This is a genomic window from Chryseobacterium sp. S0630 (assembly GCF_024158915.1).
Lineage (GTDB): Bacteria > Bacteroidota > Bacteroidia > Flavobacteriales > Weeksellaceae > Chryseobacterium.
Genome location: NZ_JAMZGF010000001.1, coordinates 170,718 through 191,974, shown reverse-complemented (window position 1 = coordinate 191,974; position 21,257 = coordinate 170,718). Strand labels below are relative to the sequence as shown.

Annotated in this window: 19 protein-coding genes; 15 read left to right on the top strand and 4 right to left on the bottom strand. The window is 35.2% G+C overall.

The window, feature by feature from the left end; translation table 11 throughout:
• The first annotated feature begins 117 nt into the window (after nucleotides 1–117).
• The 11 genes from NK356_RS00850 (at nucleotide 118) to NK356_RS00800 (ending at nucleotide 14,258) form a co-directional block, all read left to right on the top strand.
• Entirely contained in the window at nucleotides 118–1,155 is a 1,038-nt protein-coding gene (locus tag NK356_RS00850; RefSeq protein WP_253315949.1) for a patatin-like phospholipase family protein, read from the top strand.
• A gap of 235 nt (nucleotides 1,156–1,390) precedes the next feature.
• Entirely contained in the window at nucleotides 1,391–1,564 is a 174-nt protein-coding gene (locus NK356_RS00845; protein ID WP_253315948.1) for a hypothetical protein, read from the top strand.
• Between the two features lie 220 nt (nucleotides 1,565–1,784).
• A complete protein-coding gene (locus NK356_RS00840; RefSeq protein ID WP_051934173.1) occupies nucleotides 1,785–2,543 on the top strand; it encodes a leucine-rich repeat domain-containing protein in 759 nt (252 codons plus the stop codon).
• A gap of 11 nt (nucleotides 2,544–2,554) precedes the next feature.
• Nucleotides 2,555–4,729, top strand: coding sequence for a hypothetical protein (locus tag NK356_RS00835; RefSeq protein WP_253315947.1), 2,175 nt, complete (start codon nucleotides 2,555–2,557; stop codon nucleotides 4,727–4,729).
• A gap of 7 nt (nucleotides 4,730–4,736) precedes the next feature.
• Nucleotides 4,737–8,549, top strand: a complete 3,813-nt coding sequence (locus NK356_RS00830) for a hypothetical protein (RefSeq protein WP_156106357.1) — start codon at nucleotides 4,737–4,739, stop codon at nucleotides 8,547–8,549.
• Nucleotides 8,550–8,614: 65 nt separating this feature from the next.
• Nucleotides 8,615–11,191, top strand: a complete 2,577-nt coding sequence (locus tag NK356_RS00825; protein ID WP_034691691.1) for a hypothetical protein — start codon at nucleotides 8,615–8,617, stop codon at nucleotides 11,189–11,191.
• 31 nt (nucleotides 11,192–11,222) lie between these two features.
• Nucleotides 11,223–11,513: a hypothetical protein gene (locus NK356_RS00820; RefSeq protein ID WP_034691694.1), complete on the top strand. Its 291-nt coding sequence runs from the start codon at nucleotides 11,223–11,225 to the stop codon at nucleotides 11,511–11,513.
• A gap of 117 nt (nucleotides 11,514–11,630) precedes the next feature.
• Complete coding sequence (locus NK356_RS00815) at nucleotides 11,631–12,551, top strand: YafY family protein (protein ID WP_034691697.1); 921 nt, start codon at nucleotides 11,631–11,633, stop codon at nucleotides 12,549–12,551.
• Between the two features lie 53 nt (nucleotides 12,552–12,604).
• Nucleotides 12,605–13,222, top strand: coding sequence for a hypothetical protein (locus NK356_RS00810; protein WP_253315946.1), 618 nt, complete (start codon nucleotides 12,605–12,607; stop codon nucleotides 13,220–13,222).
• Nucleotides 13,222–13,821: an energy transducer TonB gene (locus tag NK356_RS00805; RefSeq protein ID WP_034691699.1), complete on the top strand. Its 600-nt coding sequence runs from the start codon at nucleotides 13,222–13,224 to the stop codon at nucleotides 13,819–13,821. Before NK356_RS00810 ends, NK356_RS00805 begins: the two co-directional genes overlap by 1 nt.
• A 5-nt stretch (nucleotides 13,822–13,826) precedes the next feature.
• Nucleotides 13,827–14,258 carry a nucleoside deaminase gene (locus tag NK356_RS00800; RefSeq protein WP_034691702.1) on the top strand — a complete coding sequence of 144 codons (432 nt, stop codon included), beginning with the start codon at nucleotides 13,827–13,829 and terminating at the stop codon, nucleotides 14,256–14,258.
• A gap of 108 nt (nucleotides 14,259–14,366) precedes the next feature.
• Here NK356_RS00800 and NK356_RS00795 read toward each other — a convergent pair whose 3' ends face one another.
• The 3 genes from NK356_RS00795 to NK356_RS00785 are packed head-to-tail and all read right to left on the bottom strand — an operon-like array spanning nucleotide 14,367 to nucleotide 16,081.
• Nucleotides 14,367–14,897 carry a GNAT family N-acetyltransferase gene (locus NK356_RS00795; RefSeq protein ID WP_034691704.1) on the bottom strand — a complete coding sequence of 177 codons (531 nt, stop codon included), beginning with the start codon at nucleotides 14,895–14,897 and terminating at the stop codon, nucleotides 14,367–14,369.
• 59 nt (nucleotides 14,898–14,956) lie between these two features.
• Nucleotides 14,957–15,715 (bottom strand): type III pantothenate kinase, encoded by a 759-nt coding sequence (locus NK356_RS00790; RefSeq protein WP_034691706.1) that lies wholly within the window; start codon nucleotides 15,713–15,715, stop codon nucleotides 14,957–14,959.
• Nucleotides 15,716–16,081, bottom strand: a complete 366-nt coding sequence (locus NK356_RS00785) for a helix-turn-helix domain-containing protein (protein ID WP_034691709.1) — start codon at nucleotides 16,079–16,081, stop codon at nucleotides 15,716–15,718.
• Nucleotides 16,082–16,185: 104 nt separating this feature from the next.
• On the opposite strand from NK356_RS00785, the gene NK356_RS00780 reads away from it, so the two are divergent.
• The 4 genes from NK356_RS00780 to NK356_RS00765 all read left to right on the top strand — a co-directional run bounded on the left by NK356_RS00780 (nucleotide 16,186) and on the right by NK356_RS00765 (nucleotide 19,157).
• Entirely contained in the window at nucleotides 16,186–16,623 is a 438-nt protein-coding gene (locus NK356_RS00780) for a hypothetical protein (protein WP_253315945.1), read from the top strand.
• A gap of 228 nt (nucleotides 16,624–16,851) precedes the next feature.
• The gene (locus NK356_RS00775) at nucleotides 16,852–17,850 is read left to right on the top strand and encodes a T6SS effector amidase Tae4 family protein (RefSeq protein WP_253315944.1); all 999 of its coding nucleotides are present in this window, start codon (nucleotides 16,852–16,854) and stop codon (nucleotides 17,848–17,850) included.
• A 16-nt stretch (nucleotides 17,851–17,866) separates the two neighbouring features.
• Complete coding sequence (locus NK356_RS00770; RefSeq protein ID WP_034691714.1) at nucleotides 17,867–18,316, top strand: hypothetical protein; 450 nt, start codon at nucleotides 17,867–17,869, stop codon at nucleotides 18,314–18,316.
• A 373-nt stretch (nucleotides 18,317–18,689) separates the two neighbouring features.
• Entirely contained in the window at nucleotides 18,690–19,157 is a 468-nt protein-coding gene (locus tag NK356_RS00765; protein ID WP_034691717.1) for a hypothetical protein, read from the top strand.
• 208 nt (nucleotides 19,158–19,365) lie between these two features.
• Here NK356_RS00765 and NK356_RS00760 read toward each other — a convergent pair whose 3' ends face one another.
• Entirely contained in the window at nucleotides 19,366–21,204 is a 1,839-nt protein-coding gene (locus NK356_RS00760; RefSeq protein WP_253315943.1) for a M1 family metallopeptidase, read from the bottom strand.
• Nucleotides 21,205–21,257 lie beyond the last annotated feature (53 nt).

The window sequence follows — 21,257 nt, the reverse complement described above, 5'->3', positions numbered from 1 at the left end:
ACAACAAAAAAAGCAATGAAATCTCAATATGGAATCTCAACATTTTATGACCAATCAATGGGCTTCTGTAGATTTAAGATTGCATGTGTCCTTTTAACAAACCATTAAAAATATCACATGAAAAAGACAACCATTCTTTCTTTGGACGGAGGTGGAATAAGGGGAATTGTAACCTGCATTATTCTGCGTTACATAGAAGAGCAGCTTCAGTATTATGATAAGCCGACTGCCAAGCTCGGAGATTATTTTGATCTGGTAGCGGGCAGCAGCACCGGCGGTCTGATTGCTTCTATTATTCTCTCTCCTGATGAAACCCGAAAAGCAAAATATTCCATTCAAAAAGGGCTGGAATTATATGCTGAAAAGGGCGGCGACATCTTCCAGGTTTCCTTTTGGGAAAAGCTGGTCAATCCATTCGGATTATTGAATGAAAGAATTTCTCAGGAAGCTCTTGAAAAAAACTTAAATGATTTCTTTGGAAATTTAGAATTAAAAGAATTAATAAAACCATGTTTAATAACAAGTTATGACATAGAGAACAGAAGAGCAAAACTTTTCAACTCGTGGAAAGCCAACCTCAGCACAGACAATTTCTATGTAAGAGATATCTGCAGAGCGACTTCAGCGGCTCCTACGTATTTTAGTCCTGTTCAGATTAAATCCATGTATGGCCAGATTTTCAGCTTGATTGACGGAGGAATGTTTGCTAATAATCCCGCGCTTTGTGCTTATGCAGAAGCAAGAAAGATTCCTTTCGCAGAAGTTTTAAAAAACCATCAGAAAGCCAACCATCCGAGTGTAAATGACATGATCATTGTCTCTATCGGAACAGGAATTGAAGCAAGACCTTATTCTTTTAAAAAACTGGAAAAGGCTGGAAAAATTGGCTGGGTAAGCCCAATCGTCGACATTTTGATGTCTGCCAACGCAGAAACAGTGGATTATCAACTGGAACAGATGTTTCAGACACTGGGACTTAGAAATCAAAAAAACTATTACCGATTGAATCCTTCACTGAAAAATGCGTCTCCCGCAATGGATAACGTAAGAAGATCCAATATCGAAAATCTGATACAAGCCGGATTGAGCTATATTGATGATCACCGAGAAACTTTGAACCAGATTGTTCAGAAACTCATTAAAAATAAAATATAAGCTTTTTACCTTATAACTCATTCATATAAGCTATTAAGATTATATTTAAAAATTAAAAAATCTTTTTAAAACACGTCAAGTTTTGTCGCTTTGCCCCACTACCTTTGGAGTATCAGAAAGACACAAAACAACAATCCTTAAAAACTTTTAAAAGCCTTTGAATTCGACATTCTCCTATGCTGAACAGCCTGAAATATGTTCAAAAAAATATAACCAACACCTTATCCCACAAAACATGGAAACACCAGATCACAATACCGATATACTCTTCAATGAAGATCTCTATACGATAGAATGGAGCGATATCGAAAATGCTGAGATGGACTATGAAAACTATCTCATTGACATTGAAAACTTCTTCAGGGAAGATTTTGAAAAAGGAATACTCGAAGAAGATATTTTTAAATAAAAACTAATACACGACAAGTTCTGGCGCTGTTCAACATTACTTTTGAAATCTCTATAATAACCGTACAGCAATCTCATTAAACATTCTCAATTTCTTTGAATTCACCATTCACAAAATGCTGAACAGCCAGAACTATGTCTGAAAATATGGCACAAAAGTGAGCCTGCTCAAATAAAGCAGATCACAGCACCTAATTTATTAACCCATCACACAACGTTTTATGAAAACAAAAGAAGAATTAAAACTCTATTTTGAAAATGGAGATATCCCAAAACAGGAAGATTTTTGGGAATGGCAGGACTCGTACTGGCATAAAGATGAAAAAATCGATATGCGGAAAGTTACAGGCCTTGAGAATGGTACATTCAACGTACTCTATGCTGAAATGGATAATGATAAAAATGCCTCACTGGCATTCTTTATGAGAAGAACAATCATTATAAAACCAGGAACATTAAGTATTCCAAAAAACTTTACCGGAGGTTTAATCATTACAGAATTACAAATTCCGGATTCGGTGATCAGTATTCAGGAAAGTGCATTTTCAGGAGGTGGCTTAACAACTCTTGAGATCCCTGCCCGCGTAACAGATATCCAAAGTTGGGCATTTTACGGCAACAAACTGACTTCATTATATATTCCTGACAGTGTTACCAACATCGGTATTCAAACATTCGCAGGAAATAGTTTGACAGAAGTACGTCTACCAAAAGGAATAAAGGATATCAAATTAGGCACATTTGCTTCTAACAAGCTTCAGTCCATTATCATTCCGGATGGAGTAACAGAAATTAAATCTGATGCTTTTGTCAATAATCAACTTACCTCGGTAACTATTCCCGACAGTGTCCTTACTATTGAAAACAATGCTTTCAGAGATAACCAGCTTACAAAAGTAACATTAGGTCCTGATACGGCCTATTCTCCTTATTCTTTTGACAGCACAGTGGAAATCGTAGGAGGAAAACTGATCAATTAAACATTAAACAAATGAAAACAAAACAAGAATTAAAAAAATATTTCGAAAACGGAGATATTCCGGTGCAGGAAGAATTCTGGGAGTGGCATGATTCCTATTGGCACAAAGATGAAAAGATTCCTGCGGATCAATTAGATTATGATCTCTCTCAAAAAGCAGATGTAAATGCATCCAATCTAAGCCCGCAGAATGCTCAGCTTTGGAAAGAAAAAATTGAAACCCAAACAACAATTCAGGCTCCACAGTTGAATGGAAATGTCTTAACTGTTTTCTATACAGGTGAGAATGGTGTCCAGCAAAGTAAATCTGTAGATTTAAGCAGTTTGGTAACCCGCGATATCAGCATTGAGAATGCAGTTTATGATGCCTCTCAGAATATTATTACAATTACCCAAAATGACGGATCGTCTTTCCCAATCAATCTCTCGGAATTCAGCATTATTCCTACAACCAATGCTGATGGAAGTGTAACCTTATCACAGGAAGGACAGGAAAAAGTCACTGTAAAAAAAGTGGCTGTAACAGGCAGTTACAATGATCTTTCTGATAAACCGACTTTTAGTGGGAATGATAATTTACAAAATATTATTGACAGAGGTAATGGAACAACCAAGCCTATTATTTTCCAACCAGCACAAGGCAGAGCAGGTGAAATAAACTTTAGTCCTACAACGTATTCTTTATGGTTTGGAAACATGAATACGGATCATACCGGACTATATGGAATCGGGATCGGTTATAACACGCTGCCAAAATTAACAACCGGCCAAAGTGCTATTGCTATTGGAGGCTTTGCAGGAGCAAACTTAACAACCGGAGACTGGAATACCTTTGTTGGGGTAAATAGCGGCTCACTTTTAACAACCGGAAGTTACAATGTAATGGTTGGAACTGAATCCGGGAAAAATTCAACAACAGCACTTGGATGTACTTATGTTGGAGATGAAGCAGCGGTTAAAAATATTGATGGCAAGTACAACACTGCTTTAGGAGTAGGAGCCGGATATTGGCTTACCCACGGGGTTCAAAATACATTCCTTGGAGCCTATGCCGGACAGATTCATGGAAAAGCAACAAGCTCGGGCGCATGGGGTTCCAATACTTTTATTGGATATAATGCCGCTTCTACTACTCATGCTATGGGTGTTTGGGGGGACAACAATGTTGTTATCGGTTGTAATGCTCCATTAGGAGGCTCAACATTCAATAAACTGGTTATTGAATCTAATCCGGTAGCAAGACGTCATGATTTTGTAACCCCTTTAATTGGTGGAGACTTTGCTGCAAGAACATTAGATTTTGATGCTGTAGTTTCTGCAAAAAGAACACCTTTGGCTGATAATACTTATACAAAAGTAGCTGTTCTAAATGCCAATAATGTATTTGGATATAAAAACCTTTCTGACTTCACCGATTTCATTCCATTAACAGGAACAGGAGCCGGAGCTCTGGTGACAGGTAATATTCAATTTACAGATGAAGATCCAGAAGAGAGAGTCATTTATAGAACGAATGAACTTGATGGAGTAAAAAATGTCCTCGGATTATTTTCTGAATCCGCTATGATATCCTCTGGTAATTTGGATGGAACCAATGCCGCCAGTGTCTCTGTAAGTAAAGAAAATGGTGTTTTTGCTTATGGACATGGCTCTCGTTTAATGCTAAGTGACGTAGGTGCTGCGTTAAGACAGACAAACGGAGGAGGTGTAAAAGGAATTTTTGCAAGCCCCAATATAGATGAACCTGTGCTTATAGAGCATGAAACAACAAATGCCAGAGGATTAAGCTCTAAAACTTATTTTGGAGACAACGCTCAGGAAAATGATTACATCCAGAAACAATATGCAGATAAGCAGCATTCTTACAGTACCAAAGAAGAGCTAACGGGTGGAAAATGGATCAACGGTAAGCCTGTTTATAAAAAAACCTTGTATCTGGATCAGATTCCAAGAACAGGTGAAATTGATCTGAAGGCTGAATTCCCGGATCTTGAAACTATCATCTCCAACGAAATGTTTACCGAATGGTATGATCTTAAAACCGCATTTGCAGGTAATCAGTGGCGAACAAAAGTCTACATCACTATTGAAAGAGAAAGAGCAATTATTGAACTGTTGAATACGCCTGATTACGATTATTCTCTTATCAACTCGTTTACTCTAACACTTGAATACACCAAAAAATAAGAACAAAATGCCAACAAACAATACATCAATAGCAAAATCCGCATTTACCGTCGGAAAATCCTTAGTAGGAGAAGGAATTATTAATTATAAAGAAACAAACCCTATGAATACAACCAATAACGCATCACAATCACTTTTCAGATTTGTAAGTCTGAGAAACCCACAATTAACCGAAACTAAAGATAAAAACTTAGGATTTATCCACAGACCTAAGGGAGTAACGGGTATTTTTGATACAGCAGTAGCAGGAAGACCTGCCAAAACGTTAAAATTTGCTGCAATGAAAAGGGTTGCCGGTGAGTTTAACAATGCAGGGTTCGAAAGTGAAAAGAAAATCGAAGAAGGAGCATTTAAAGATCTTTTGGTGATTGGAAGAAGGCTTTCTAAAAAAGAAACATTAGAGAGTGCCGACTGGGCTTTCGTTACAGACTATTACAAAAGTCTTATTAACACCAACAGACAGTTAAATACAGAAGGAATTGCTATATTTTCCCAGCTTTGGAATAATTATATTCATCAAATTGTTACCCAGGGAGATTTCTATATTAAAGAAGCAATCAGCCACATTCTCATGGCTATTCAGCTTGGTTTTGCCAGCAATCAGGATCTTACGGATCAGGAAATTATCAAGATTAATGGAGAAAAACCTTTGGAAAAAGCATTGGATGGGAAAATTATATTACCAACTATCCTGTTTTCAGAAGATACCGAAAACGTTTCTTCAGTGGCTTCAAGAAGTGCTGAAGGTTCTGAACCAGCTTTGGCAGCAAGAACGATTCAAAGATTAGAATCTGAGGCAAGAGCCTCTTTTGTATCCAGTAAAGCTATCCACAGAAAAGAATCTTTGAACAAACTGAATTCCGAACTGGAAAAACTTCAGAAAAAATTTCATAAATCCAGACATCAGGCATACCAGGATGCGTATTCACGATATATGGAAGAAAACAAAGAACGATTAGAACTCTATGACAGAAAATTGGCTGAAGTAGACAGCAAAATCACTCCGGACATGTCTGAGGAAGAAAAAGAACGTCTTTATAGCACTTTAAAAGAATATGAAGTTGCTCCATTTGTATTTACGTACAAAAATGAAATCAATCTAGAAGATTTGCAGGCAAAGCTTTCTCCGGAATCTTTCGACCTTTTTGTTGAACTTTTCGGAGAGTCCACAACCGGATTAGCTTCTCTGGCAGAAGAAACAGAAAATCTTCAGATTCTTTCAGATAACACTTTGAGAATAGGTGCACAAACTATTATTCTTGATGATGAGATAGAAAGCTATGCAGATGCTTTACTTGTTGTAAAAAATAATATTTCTTCTTCCATGGAAACGGCTCTTCAAAACAGCCCGCTTCCGGAACAACAGTATGCAAATATCGGTGGAGCCTCAATCCCTCTTATTCAAAATACAGCCAGAACACCAATGGCATACAGCTTATATGCACACAGCTCTTACAGGGTGTCAGGGAGCAGAGGATTTGTTAATTTTTCTTTCGAAGTCGAAGATGTTTCTTGGAGTGTTGCTAATGCTAAAATTACAGCCACAACAGATGCTGCCGGAACCTTTGAGGAAAACTACAGCAATATTCCTGTGGTAGATAATAAGATTACTTTACCTGCAGCTTTGGTAGATAGATTCAGAGGCAGTTTTAATTTCAAAATAGAAATCATTTTTGATAACGGAAGCTTAGCCTATGGAGAGATTGCTACACAATATCCAAAAGAAGACCTGAACCTTACAGGAATGCTTACATTGAAGCGTGCAGCCGTTGAAAACCCAGGTACGCCTGAGCCAGGCACCATCCAAAAACGTAAAAATTTCGGGATCAAAAGACTTGGAGTAGCCGATTATATGAAAGTAGTGCAAAGTGTTCATGCTTACGTTCCTGGAGAGGTTTCCAATATTGAGAACGTTATGGCAAGTGAACTGAGACACAAATCTTCCGTTTCCAGAGAATATTCTGAAGTTACAGATACAACTTCCAAATCTCAGGAAACAGAAAAGATGTCAGACACTTCCAAAACTTCCAGAACGGATATGCAAACTGAAGTTGCCAAAGAAATTGAAAAGCAACAAAGTATTTCTGCCTACACAAGATTCAGCTATGGAAATGACAGTGCAATGAAGTTTGAAATTGGAGCAGACTATGCCAATAATACGGCACAGCACGACAGTACAAGACAGGCTGTAATGAAATCTCAGGAAATCACGGAAAGAGCAATGGAAAGAGTTCTTACTAAAATTTCAGAAGAAAGAGTTCAGAAAATCATCAAAGAATATACGGAAACCAATGTTCATGAATATGATAACAGAGGAAAAGTAACCAACACTGATAACGCTGAAGCAGCACAGCCTAAGCACATTACCGGAGTTTACAGATGGATCGACAAGAAAATGAAAAACCAGATCTACAACTATGGTAAGCGTACTATGTTTGAATTTATGGTTCCTGAACCTTCAAGATTACATCGCTTAGCTCTTACTGTTGCCAAAGCTCAGGTACTTAAAGCTCCTGTAGATCCTAGAAAAGCACCGGAGCCGTGGTTAATGGCAGATCCAAAATCCGCAACTATTGTACAGATCCAGCATTGGGCTCAGGAATATGGAGTAACTTTAGAAGCTTTCCCGGAAGCAACCAAACAAGTTATTCATACTGCGTCTAGCGTTCCTCAGACAAATGACGATTTTGGAATTGATCATACCCAATTTACCATCCCGGATAACTATGCCGGAAAAAATGCAAGTTTCAACTGCGTATCAACAAGAAACAGAGGTGGCGGATGGTCAGGATCACGTTATTCTGAAGTACTCTTCTCTAACTTAAAAGGAGATATGATTGGCCGTTCTGAACGTGGTGGAGACCTTGTTTTTAGCGAAGGATCATCCGGTTTCAATATCACAGGTAATGTAACTTTCCAGGTGAAAGGACACAATGTAAGAAGTTATACCATCAAAGTAGTCGTAAATTGCGAATTAAGTGATGCTTTTATCAATAAGTGGAAAACAGATAGTTTTAACGAAATTATTAAAGCTTATGAAGCTGCTTATGCCAAATTCCAGGAAGATCAGGCAAGATTAGACGCAGAGCAAAAAGAAAAAGAAGCACAGCTTAAAGAAAGACAGGATACTTTCTATCGTTATATGGAGCATGATGTATTAAAGCACAACTGTATTGCTTATTTGCTACAGGACTACCTTTATACATTAGGTCAGGAAACAACAAATGGTGCTGACGAGAAAACAACCATGGATAATTTCCAGGTATATCTGAATGAAAATCTAGACAGATATACAGCTCTTGCCAAGTTTATGGAACAGGCATTCGAATGGGAAATCATGGATTACACCTTCTACCCATATTATTGGGCTAACCGTAAGAGCTGGCAGGAATTCTACATAAGTGAAAGTATGGATCCTTTATTCAGAAGCTTCCTTCAGGCAGGTATGGCAAGAATTATCGTTACCGTAAAACCGGGTTTCGAAGCAGCCGTTCAGTTCTTCCTTGAAACAGGAATAATCTGGAATGGCGGTTCTGTTCCGGTAATCGGAGATCCAATGTATATGAGTATCGTGGATGAAATGAGACAGCCAACCGGAGAACCTCAAGGTAAATACTGGATTACCAGAATCCCTACTACATTAACGATCCTTCAGGATAAATCTACAGGACTTCCAGTAAATCAGCCATTACCGATTTTCCCGGAAAATGATCCTAAGAATTGTGAAAACCCATCAGAGTTGGAATTTGAAACAAGTTTCAGATTAGATGAACAAGCACAATTACAGCATGGAGAAAAAGACACCAGTACTTTAGGTTAATATTTATTCAATAAAATGGCGGTTAATCCGCCATTTTATTTCTCATAACATTAAAAACTAAAAAGATGAGCACAATAAAAGCATTAAAAGTTCCAAAAATACAGGATATTTCCTCTCCATCTCAAGTCATAAAAGCTATTCCTCCGCTAGGGCTACCCAAAAAAAAATCTGGTAAATATTCAGAAGATTTTTATGGATTAGAAAGAAATGAAAAAATTGATTTTTCCAGGATAGTTAAATACTTGAAGACAGGTATAGAAGAACCTTTAGACTGGAATACCTTTATTGCCCCAACAAAAATAATTAATGAAAGTGTTGTAATTGGTACAGATGGTGTGGTTGATGTAAAGAGAAAAGTTAATGAGACAATTCCTTTTTCTTATATCAACTCTTATAAACAGAAAATTACAACATCGATTAGCTGTGGTATCAATAGAAAAATAGATAATATTGATAATACAATATCAATATCTTTTCAAATTGACAGCAACCAGGAACAAATAAAGTGTAAGGCAGCATACTTTTATAAAAATACAGAACAGTATCGGAATTCCGTACAATCAACAACTTCAGAAAATGCATTTAGCATTAATGATAAATATGTTGGCATCATGCTTTTCAGTGAAAACATTACGGATATATATTACTTAATCAAAGAAATCCAAGGAGATACCCCTGAATGGTTCCAACAATTAATTAACAACAAATATATTCCATTAATTGAAAGGTGTACAGATATTAAACAACTTATTTGGTTATATGAAAACGCCCCTGATTTCACATTATCCAGCTTAAAACCTGAAGTTTTATGGAAAAACATTTGTTCTTTTTATAGCTATGATGTAAACGGTTTTTTCAGTTTTGTAAGAGATGCCAGTCCTGCGTTAATGAAAGCATTATTTGCATTTAACACTCCTCAACGAATCTCATTTTTGATGCAACAGTTCAATAAAAACCAAAGTTTTGTAGTTAACCTCTATCATGCTTTGGATGATGAGATAGCTTTTATGGGACAGGAGGTTCCTTGTAAAATGGCCTTTATAAGTATCATTAATTCATTCTCTCATATCGCAAAAGATAGCTTCACTTTTACTAATCATCTTTTTTCAGTTGGGAAAAAATCTTTTGTAAGTCTGGAAAAAATAGAGTCCAATCTAAAAGAGGACAAAAACAAATACTATGTTCAACAAAAATATATTACAGACGAACAGTTAATAGATACCGGAAGTGTTATCATGGATATTGGTAGTAATACCATTACAACAAGAGCAATAAAACTAAATCCACTAGATATTATTATTGTGATAGAAGAAGAAACTCAAAGTCTCTTATTTGTACCTGCATTGTTTCTCTATGATAAACAGCATCAGAAAAATATGGAAGGACTGGCCAGTGCAATCAGAATTGGAATAAACATGTTGGCGATTGCATTAGCTGTAGAAACTCTTGGAACAAGTTTATTAGCTGCTGAAGGAGCCAGCTCCATTACATTTTGGGGAATGTTAGTAGCTGTAGACGGAGCTATCGCTTTAGGAGATTTGGGAATTCAATTAGCCAAAGATAACCTAACGAAAGAATTTCTGGATATATGGGAGAAAATTTATAAAACAGCAGGTTATGCAACAGCTACAACAGCCGTAGTACAACAATTATACAAAATAGGGGGAAAGATATTAGCCGAAGAAACCAGAGCAGAAGTAAAGAATTTTGTAATGAGCTGCATGGTAAAAGTAATGCTTGAAAGAGAAATTTCTAACTTTACCAAAAATACATTTAAGGTACTCCTGACAAACAAGGAATTAATAGATGCAACAAGAGGTCTTGTAAACGAAGCTAAATCAAAAATGCTAAATAAATATGGCATGTTCCTTATAGAAGGACAGTTCAAAACTCAAAGAATTGTAAAAAATAAGGTTGTAGAAGAAGTTAATAACGAGATTGCTATAGTATATAAAGGTGAAATAATTACAAGGGCTCAAAAATCAGAGTTTTATAAAGAGGCCAACAAGCTATTGAAGCATCTTAATAACCCAAAGGAATTTATTAAAGCAGCTGAAGAACTTCTTACATATGGTAAAATATATCCTACAAGTAATTTAAAAGATTTACTTACTGAAGCAGAAGCTTATAATAAATATGGAGATTGGGGTAGAAGCCTCGTAGAAAAGGTGAATATAGATGCTGCCAAAATTCTTTCTACTTTCGATGCTGGTGTTATTTTCGAAAAAACAATGATAAGTGGTTTCATTTATGTAAAAAATGGAATAAGGTATATTTCAACTGAAACCAATTTCTTGAAAGCAGAAATAGGAAAAGGAAAAGGTGAAGTATATAAAAACTTCATTGATAATATCCACCCTACTCTTAAAATAAGGTTGGAAAAGCACATTGCGCGTTTAAAAATGAAAGGGGTTCCTGCTGAAGAAATTGACATATTAAGGGCTGGTGCAATGGGGTCTCATGGAGAGATCAGAGCATTAGATAGGCTGTTAACTACTATTGATCCTGAAGGAAAGCTGGGAGAAGCAGTCTTTCATGATATTATCGGATACAACAGATATTTAAGAATTCCCGATAAATTACAACCTCCATGTGTCCATTGTTATTATTTAACCTCAGGAATTAGATTCATGGGATTTTAATAAATTTGTTTAATACATTAATCGAAGAATCATGGCATTAAAAATAAAAGAAAGCGAGTTAACATGTAACCGTTTAGATGGCGGAGGAGTTCCTATATATTATCACAATGGCAGCCCTTTTACAGGTATTGTTTTACGATACTATGACACTGGCGAGCTTTTTTGCGAAGAGGAATATAAAGACGGATATCAGGAAGGATGGTTTAGATCTTACCATAAAAACGGCAAAAAATATACAGAATACAAAGCCCATAACAACGTAGAATACGATGGGACTTATAAAAAATGGGATGAAAATGGTAATTTGACGGCATCTTTCTAATAAGAATATAATAGATAAAAAATAAAACACGACACGTTTTGTCGCATTAACCGCATATATTTGTCTTATAAAACTTTACCATGAAACGCAGCGTTGCTGCACCCTAAAAATAGAGAAATGAAGAAAGATTTTTATCTGACAAGATATGCCTTAATTATTAAAAGACTAGAAAGTTCTCCGGCTACGTATTCTCAGCTGGAGGACTATCTTTTAAACTCTTTTGAATTCCAGGATGCAGGAATCAAGAGCTACTCTATCCGTACCCTGCAGAGGGATATCCGGGAGATTTCCGATCTTTTTAACCTCTCTATTCACAACAAAAAAAAGGGTGACAACCGATATTATATTGAGAGTCGTCCCATTATGGAAGTGGATGAATACAACCAAAAACTACTCGAATCCTTTCAGGTAAGTAACGCCATGAATACCCACCCGGATTTTTCAGATTTTATCTTTTTTGAAAGTCGAAAACCCACTGGTGTAGAACATTTTTATGATCTGTTCTTCGCTATCAGAAATAAAAGAGTTGTAAGTTTTGAACACTACAATTATAAGAACAAGCTGATGACCTCAAGAAAAGTTCATCCTTTAGCTTTAAAAGAATCTAAAGACCGATGGTATCTTATTGCCATTGATACAAAAGATAAAGTTTTAAAATCATTTGGGTTAGACAGAATCAACTATCTGGATGTAGCCAAAAATCAGTTCAGGGAGAAGTACAAATACAACTTCAGAGAGCATTTCAAAAATGCATTCGGAGTGATGAACCTTGCGGAACAGAAACCACAGAACATTGTATTGAAATGCAGCCGCCATCAGGGAGAATATATCAGAAGTTTCCCTCTTCATCAATCTCAGAAAGAAACCAAAGAAACGCCGGAAGAAATCTATTTTGAGTTCTTCCTCCACCCTACTTATGATTTCATGCAGGAAATTCTTTCATTCGGAAAAGAAGTAACTGTTCTGGAACCGAAAGGTTTAGTTGATGACATCCGCAATCATTTGCAGGAATCTTTAAACCGTTATCTGGAAAGCTGATCATAAAGAAAGTATTTCATATTTTTTGTTATATTTACATAAATAAACCCTTATTGAAAACTTTATTCATTGGCATCAGCTGCTTTATCTCTTGCTTTTTTCTTGCACAGCAGAAAGAAGAGTTCAGACTTGTGAAGAGCTACTATAACCAGCACAGAAATATGCTGAATAAAGAGTTCAAAAAGAAATTTGATGCAGAATCCAATACAGTTAAAAAAGCTGCTATAAAAGGCGATTTTCTTTTTTTTATGAAAAAAATGGACAGCATTGAAAATAATGCTCTGATTGGAGCTTTATTAAAAGTCAGAAACCTTGAAGATCTGCAGACCATCAAAAATCCCAGATTTACCTCATCTGAAAAATTTTCAGAGGCAGAAAAAATTGCAGATTATCCCGGTGGAATTAATTCTTTGAGACAGGAAGTTGCCAATCTTTTGTATGTTGACGGGGTCTATTCTGAAGAAAAAATGATAAAAACCGATGTTGCTTTTATTGTTGAGAAAGATGGAACTGTCAGCAATGTTCATGCACAAGGAAATAATTTCACCTTCAACAGACAGGCAGAAATTGCATTATATTCTCTGGCAGAAAAGTTTTCTCCTGCAATACTGAAAGGCGACCCTACCATTTATCATTTCAGACTTCCTTTAACTTTAACGATAACCGAATAATGAAAAAGCATTTCAGCTTATTTCTGTTTTTTGCACTTAATTTTTATTTTTCACAGCAGACAGAAAGCCTCAGAATTATTAAGGCAAAATACGATATTCAGATTCAGAATATAGAAAATAGTTATGCAGACGCGCTTACAAAAGCTTCTTTAAGAAAACGTACCAAAATAGGCTTAAAAAAAAACAGCGAGATAAGTGCTCTGAAACTTAAAAGAAATCTGGAATATGAGAAAGAACTGGAAAAAATTCAGTCTGTTTATCACATTTCTGACAGTAATTTAACAGCACCCAAAGATGAAAGGTTTGTTATGCCTGAATATCCCGATGGCATAGATGCTTTCAAAAAAGAAATTGCCAATAATTTCAATGCAGGATCAGAAGTTACTCAAGAAAAAGGGACTCTTCAGAGTATTGTGATATTCATTATAGAAAAAGACGGAAGTATCCTTACTGCAAAAGGTTTTGGTGAAAATCCAACGTTTAACAGACATGCTGAGATCGCTGTTTTACTTACTAAAAAGAAATGGCAGCCTGCTACAAAAGATGGAATTCCTCAAAGAGCCCGTTTGAGAGTTCCTTTCACATTAAACTTTGAATAAACAAAATGTTTACCGACGAATATTACATGAAAATGGCGCTGCAGGAAGCAGAAACCGCTTTAGAAAAAGATGAGGTTCCTATCGGGTGTGTTGTAGTTTCCAACAACAGAATTATTGCAAGAGCCCACAACCTCACTGAAACATTAAATGATGTGACCGCCCATGCAGAAATGCAGGCCATCACCTCAGCAGCTAATTTCCTTGGAGGAAAATACTTAAAAGACTGTACACTTTATGTAACGATGGAACCTTGTGTGATGTGCTCAGGTGCACTTTCATGGTCTCAAATCTCAAAAGTAGTGATTGGAGCACGGGATGAGCAAAGAGGTTTTATCAATAAACATCTTTCTCTACATCCTAAAACAGAAATTGTCACAGGAATAATGGAAGCCGAATGCTCTTCTATCGTTAAGGACTTTTTTAAAAGTAAAAGATAATCCTGACCCATCCAAAAAATCAAGTGTATTTGGGCTGAAATAATAATATATAAAAAGCCAGAGGATAATTTTCTCTGGCTTTTGTTTTTATAAATGTTACTATTTTTTCTAATCCGTTTTCAAAATACAATACCTCACAATATCAAAATATTCTCCGTCTTTCTTCATTTCCTGCTTTAACACAGCTTCCTGTTCCATTCCTATTTTTTCCATTATTCTTCCTGAAGCTGGGTTGTGAAAGAAATGAGTAGCAAAAATTTTGTTAAACTTCATTTCATTAAGACCAAAATCTACAATTGCTTTTGCAGCTTCAGTAACGTATCCTTTATTCCAATAAGGAATTCCTATCCAATACCCAAGTTCAGCTTTATCATCATCCCTGTCATGCAGCCCGATAGCTCCTATGATTTGACCTTCCTTATTCCGGATTGCAAAAGTATATCCGGTATTGGTATCAAAAGCCTCTTTTGACATTTTCAACCAAGATCTGGCATCATTTTCCACATACGGATAAGGAATATTGGAGGTAAGATCAGAAAAAATTCTATGCTGAAGATATCCAACAATAAAAGGGACATCTCTTTCTTCCAGCTGTGAAAGAATAAGTCTTTCTGTTTCTATTATAGGAAACTTATTCATTATATTAAAATTAAGGTTGAGGTAAGGAGTAAGATATTAGATTCGCTCTACTCTTTAATTTATAAATCTTTCCCCAGGAAATAAAGACCTTTCAAAGTGTGAAGCCTGTCCATCACATGTATCTTATCTGTCAGAGGTTTGTAGACATGGGAAACACCTCCTGTTGCTACTACAAAACAATCGTCGTTCACTTCCTCATTGATACGGGTTACAAAACCTTCTACCATGCCGAGAAAGCCATATACCATACCACTCTGCATACAGGTTACCGTATCCAGTCCCAAAACAGATTTTGGTTTCTTCAGTTCGATATCCGGAAGCTGCGCCGTCTGGTTGATCAGTGAATTCAGAGAAGTCACAATTCCTGGAGCGATAATTACCCCTAAGGTCTCCCCTGTTTCTGCCACACAGCTTGCAGTAAGTGCTGTTCCGAAATCTATGACAATCTTCTTTCTATTCGGGTACAAATTGTGTGCAGCTACCAGGTTTGCATAGATATCGGTTCCCATCTGCTTGGATTTTGCCTGTACTCCGGAAGGCGTTGACCTATCAACAATTACAGGAGTCGTTCCGTGAATTTTTTTGATTCCTGAGCTCATTACTTTGGTAAGCTGAGGTACTACGGATCCTATAATCACCTTATCAATCTCTTTTGGATCAATTTTATAGGTCTGATATAGCATCAGCATCTGTACATAAAGTTCATCTGCCGTTCTGTAAGGCTTTGTATTGATTACCCATGAAATATCACAATTATCCCCATTGAAAAGACCAAATCTGATATTGCTGTTTCCTACATTTATTACGATTGAATTCATTTATTTGCTTTTCAGTTGTTCAATTTCTGCTTTCAACTCTTTAATTTGTTGTTCGTAACTAGCAATAAGCTTTTTGGAAACCTCTGAATAATCATTAAAAATATTATCATTGAATCCTTGAAACCCATGAGCATTATCCTTATTTTCTTGGTTAAAATTTTTTTGGGATTCGGTCTCTAAAAAATCATTGAGGGGTGTTTCAAGAATCTTAGAAATGTCAACCAATCTTTCCACTGTAAGTTTAGTTTCTCCCGTTTCTATTTTTCTGTAAGCTGAAGTGCTCAAGTCAAGATCATGAGCCATATTCTCATAAGAAAAGCCTTTCCTGGAACGGATTTCTGCTATCTTTTTGATAATCTTTTCCATAATAGTAAACTAATTTTTCGTAAAAGTAATAATTTTTCCGAAAAAGTGTATTATTGATCAACGGAAAAATTCTATACTTGTAAAAATATTTATTTAAACACAAGATGAAAAAATTTAATCTACTTATGCTTTTAGCATCTGTATTTCTGCTATTTAACTGCAGAACAGAACTTGCTAATGAAGAAAAAACAGATGAAGCATCTGCTTTTCACAGCCAAAACAACAAAATTACTTTTAGAGAATTTCTCAAAATCACACAAAACAATGAAGATGATCTACTCAATTCAAAAAATGGGAAGAATAGTTCATTGAATGAATTTGATATTGATACCTCCTATATTTTAAAAAGAACAGAAGAAGCCAATATTACAAAATTCTCACTGCTTTTGAAGAAAAAAAATGAGACGAATAAACACATAGTTTATAATATGTTATATTACAGAACAAAATTAGGAGAATGGAAGTATTTTATCATAAAGGTAGAACACACTCCCAATCCTAACAAATTATATGGCTGGAAAAAAACATCATTATATAAGTGACAGGATAATAAAGCATCAAAAGGATGCAACTCTTCATATCAATTTGGAAATATAGACTGGTTTCAATGCTCTGCAGGGCATGGCCCTGATTGTTCAAAAAATGGCGGGGCATGTTGTGCAGGATGCCATCATTCTATGGCTGTTTCATATTGGGTAAACAGTTGTGACCAATCTGCATCGGAAGAATTCGACATTAATTATGGAGGTGGATCAAGTAATCCTATTACAATGGAAGATGTAAAAAATGCCATTAAAAATAATGTAAGTGCAGAAACTTATCAAAAGTTTTCATCTCTATCTTACAATCTTCAACAAGGGGTTATAAGCTGTTTTTACAATGATTATCTGGCCAACGATTTGGTAAGCGCTATTATTGATTTCTTTTACACACATCCCAATACACAAAATCCTGATGTTATTTATTATAGACTTAGTGATTTTATCAAAAGCTTTACATTAAGCCAACAGGATTGGTTAAAGAACAATTTGAATATTGCCTTGCCTTTACTTGATCATTACACAAATAATAATAATTTACAATTTAGTAATTGGGCTATTAATTTCTTTATAGAAAACCCTAATACCACTTGGCCTCAATTTCAAAATTGGTTTATGGGTACTTCAGAAGGAAAAGATGGAGAAGACTATGATTCTTCATATTGGGACAATCCAAATCTGACATTTCCAGTTCAAAACCTTCCAAGTTGGCAGAATTACTATAATGCATTTCCTCATCATCCAAATGGTTCTGGAATGACAGCTGATGAAGTCTATGAATTAGTGGGAGGTGAAATTAATCAAAGGCATCTTTCTACAAATGCAAATATTAGTAAATATTACCAAAATGCTTGTGCATTAAGAGTCTCAAGAGCACTAAATTATTCTGGTATAATTATTCCATCTGTAGCAGGTACTATGAAAGGAAAAGATGGTAAGAATTATTTTCTTGCAGCCAAGGCTTTAAATATATGGATGAGAAAAACATTTGGGATATCACCTGCAAATTCTAAACACCGTCATTTCACAAAAGCTCAAGGAGGTATAAATGGCCAGAATTTACCCGGCTTAGTATCTGGGATCAAAGGTATCTTTTCAATGGTTTCTCCGAAAAATAGCTTATGGGCTTCTGGACATGCAGATTGTTTGCAATCAAGTGGAACTTGCGTAAATAACTGTCATTTTTTTGATGGAGATATAGAATATATTGATATTTGGGAATTAAATTAAAATCATAATTACAGATATGAAAAATCTATTTATTTTATTTTTCAATGTAGTATTTATACATTGTTTTTCACAAAATATAAAATGTGAAACTACTGATTATGTAAAGAAATTGGATGAAAAGGAATATTCCACATATACTTACATAAATTCTAGCTATAGTTATTCAAGGCCTCTATTAATATTAATTACAGACACTGAAACTTTTATGAAGATTCATCTGAAAATACCATCTTTATTTTCAAGAAAGCAGGAATACACCGATGTAAATCTCCTAGGTATAAAAGGGTTTAACAATAAGCATATTTCTGAAACAGATAAAAAAATCATAAATGTTTTTATTCAAAATATTATAAAATATCGGGCCGACAATAACCTTCCTTTATACACTGAAGAAGAAATTGGAGGATTAATCCAATTTATTGAAAAAGAAAATGATATATGTAAAGTATTAGCTTGTAAAAAATAAATTAATTTCCATTACTGAGGACATATTTATAAAATATAGTGGGTTCGAAAATGAACCAGACCTGTAAAACGTATTTATAGGCAAAAGAAAAATGTTTTTTTTGAAATTATTTTCATCGCTGAATATGATAAGAATGGTAAAGAAAAAATAATTTTAAAAAAATAAAACTATTTTTTTTAAAATTAGCACATAGAAAAATTATAAAACCATGGAACAAATAACAGAAGAGTTTAGTTTAGGCTTATTTGGATTACAAATTTTAGCTTTAATTTTCTTAATTGTATTAGGTTATTTTGTGTATAAAATTTACAAGAAAATAAAGTAATCTTTTGATCCGCAAAAGTCACTCTAATCAATTAAAACAAGTACACATATGAAAATTATAAGCATATTTTTATTAGTATTAAGTTTATTAGCCGGATGCCAAAAAGAAAAAACAAGTAGAACTATACTTTTAAATAATACTATTGAAGCATTTAAAAATGAACTCCCTAAAAAAATAACATTTTACAGAGAGAAAAACAATTTAGACATTAAAAATACCCCAAATTATACTTTTTTAGAGGCACAAGAGCTCTTGTATAAGAAAGACGAAACATTTTATAGTCTAAATATATTGCAACAAAAAGACTATATAAGCATCAATATTCTTAGTTATAAATCAGGAAAGAGTTTATCCTGTAAATACGATAAGAGAGGAAGGTTTGTTTCAAAAGCTATTATTGAAACAAAGCTACAACCCTCCAAACCATATTACATTTATTATGAAATTCTAAAAAGAAAATATCCGAATTATATGAACTGGAAATTATTTCCAATACCTAAAGATAGCTTAAAATGATAGAAGAATTTAGCTTTACCCTATTCACAATACAATGTATGGTGTTTCTATCATTCCTGTTGATAATTTACATTGTTTATAGAATATACCAAAAAAGGAAATAGTATGACCTACGACAGAAAAATATGTAACAATATATTTTCCCTCACAATTAATTAGGGTTTAAAATAAACGGCGCGGAAATTCTATTTCCGCGCCGTTTGTACTATTATTTTATTTCAACAAAATTATTTTCCATATTCACATCTGCAATTCTCTGACTGAAATCAATCCCCAAGACAGATAACTGAGATTTTGTGTAAGGAATGGTAAGCGTATATTCTTTCTGAGTCCATGGCCAGTAAGGCATTGTTTTCAACTCTCCGTAGATATCTTTTTCTTTCCATGTATGAGTCATATTCATTGGAATCTGATAAGTGATTACTTTCTTATCCGTTGTCATCACTCCAAAATCAACAGGCATCGGAACCTGACCATTATTGACTAAGGTAATGGTGGTTGACTTGGCATCGTATTTTACATCCTTAATTCCGTAATCGATTGTCTTGGTTGTGTTGATCCAATAGTTATGGAACCATTTCAGATCCATTCCTGATACTTTCTGCGCAATGTGAAGGAAATCTCTGTCCGAAGGATGCTTCATACTCCACTGGTCATAATATTGCTTTAAGGTTTCTGCAAAATTTTGTTCACCCATAATGTATCCAAGCTGCACCAAATACAACTCTCCTTTTACATAAGATGCATACGTGTAAGACGTTCCGTTATCATGGTGATCTCCTAACCAAACAGCTGGTTCTTCGATTCCTTTTTTAACAAATTTTCTGTAAGCATCGAGTCTTTCCACAAAAGGATTTGGCAGATCTTCAGGAAATAATTGATACATAGTATAGCCTTCTGCATAGCTTGTAAAACCTTCATCCATCCATGGGCGTACAGATTCATTCGTAGCCAGCATCTGCTGATACCATGAGTGAGATCCTTCGTGAGCCATTAGGCCCATTAAATCTTTAACGTTTTTAGCTTCTCCTAAAATCATGGTACACATTCCGTATTCCATTCCTCCATCTCCTCCCTGGATAAATGCGTAGGTTGGATATACATATTTTCCAAAGTGAGCATTCATGATCTGGAAATACTTCGTGATATAAGGCTGTGATTCTCCCCATGCCTTTGTTTTATCATTTTTCTGATAAACCAGATATACTTTTGGCCCTTCAGGAACATTGAAGCTTTCTACAGAATAATCTCTGTCTGCACTCCATGCAAAATCAAGAATGTTTTTTGCGGTCCATTTCCAGATTGCCTTTTTATCTTTTTCTGTTTTTATTTTTGCATTGGCATCATAACCTTTTACCTCTGTTGGATTCTCCAGAATTCCTCCTGCTCCTACAACATAATCTTTGTTGATTTTAATAGTAACATCAAAATCGGAGAATGGCGCATGGAATTCTCTTCCCAAATAATCGAAAGTTGCCCAGCCGTCATAATCGTACTCAGCAATTTTCGGATACCATTGCGTCATGGTCATATCCACTCCTTCTCTGTTGTTTCTTCCGCTTCTTCTGATCTGCTGAGGTATTACAGAATCCCAATCCATTGTAAATGTAGTGGTAGAATTTGGCTTGATAGGTTCTGCCAGATATACTTTCATAATGGTTTCCTGAACTTCAAATTTCAGATCTTTCCCATTTTGCTTAATCCAGTGAATATTCTGAGCGCCTTCCTGATCTTTAGGAATGGAAGCGAGTCTTGAAATACCATCTTTCTGCAGTCTCCCATCACCATTTTTTCCTTGGGAAGCCACTCTCTGATCCATCATAGAATTAGGTTTGAAAGCATTCCAGTATAAGTGGAAATAAACCACATTCAGCTCGTCCGGAGAATTGTTGGTGTATTCTAAAGTTTGTTTTCCCTGATAGGTAAATTTTTCAGCATTGACATCAATATCCATCTTGTACTTCGCAGTCTGCTGATAATAAGCTCCTTGCTGAGCCTGAAATTGTGAAATGATAAACGCAAAAATGATTGCAGCCGATTTTCTCATTTAAAATTTTATTTTTTCTAAAGGTAGTTAATTTAAATAAGACCCTCAAATAG

Coding starts and splice junctions, on each gene's coding strand:
- NK356_RS00850 (WP_253315949.1), top strand. CDS start 118: ATGAAAAAGACAACCATTCTTTCTTTGGACGGAGGTGGAATAAGGGGA.
- NK356_RS00770 (WP_034691714.1), top strand. CDS start 17,867: ATGAAAAATCTATTTATTTTATTTTTCAATGTAGTATTTATACATTGT.
- NK356_RS00845 (WP_253315948.1), top strand. CDS start 1,391: ATGGAAACACCAGATCACAATACCGATATACTCTTCAATGAAGATCTC.
- NK356_RS00800 (WP_034691702.1), top strand. CDS start 13,827: ATGTTTACCGACGAATATTACATGAAAATGGCGCTGCAGGAAGCAGAA.
- NK356_RS00765 (WP_034691717.1), top strand. CDS start 18,690: ATGAAAATTATAAGCATATTTTTATTAGTATTAAGTTTATTAGCCGGA.
- NK356_RS00820 (WP_034691694.1), top strand. CDS start 11,223: ATGGCATTAAAAATAAAAGAAAGCGAGTTAACATGTAACCGTTTAGAT.
- NK356_RS00840 (WP_051934173.1), top strand. CDS start 1,785: ATGAAAACAAAAGAAGAATTAAAACTCTATTTTGAAAATGGAGATATC.
- NK356_RS00835 (WP_253315947.1), top strand. CDS start 2,555: ATGAAAACAAAACAAGAATTAAAAAAATATTTCGAAAACGGAGATATT.
- NK356_RS00790 (WP_034691706.1), bottom strand. CDS start 15,715: ATGAATTCAATCGTAATAAATGTAGGAAACAGCAATATCAGATTTGGT.
- NK356_RS00795 (WP_034691704.1), bottom strand. CDS start 14,897: ATGAATAAGTTTCCTATAATAGAAACAGAAAGACTTATTCTTTCACAG.
- NK356_RS00805 (WP_034691699.1), top strand. CDS start 13,222: ATGAAAAAGCATTTCAGCTTATTTCTGTTTTTTGCACTTAATTTTTAT.
- NK356_RS00780 (WP_253315945.1), top strand. CDS start 16,186: ATGAAAAAATTTAATCTACTTATGCTTTTAGCATCTGTATTTCTGCTA.
- NK356_RS00760 (WP_253315943.1), bottom strand. CDS start 21,204: ATGAGAAAATCGGCTGCAATCATTTTTGCGTTTATCATTTCACAATTT.
- NK356_RS00825 (WP_034691691.1), top strand. CDS start 8,615: ATGAGCACAATAAAAGCATTAAAAGTTCCAAAAATACAGGATATTTCC.
- NK356_RS00815 (WP_034691697.1), top strand. CDS start 11,631: ATGAAGAAAGATTTTTATCTGACAAGATATGCCTTAATTATTAAAAGA.
- NK356_RS00775 (WP_253315944.1), top strand. CDS start 16,852: ATGGAAGATGTAAAAAATGCCATTAAAAATAATGTAAGTGCAGAAACT.
- NK356_RS00830 (WP_156106357.1), top strand. CDS start 4,737: ATGCCAACAAACAATACATCAATAGCAAAATCCGCATTTACCGTCGGA.
- NK356_RS00785 (WP_034691709.1), bottom strand. CDS start 16,081: ATGGAAAAGATTATCAAAAAGATAGCAGAAATCCGTTCCAGGAAAGGC.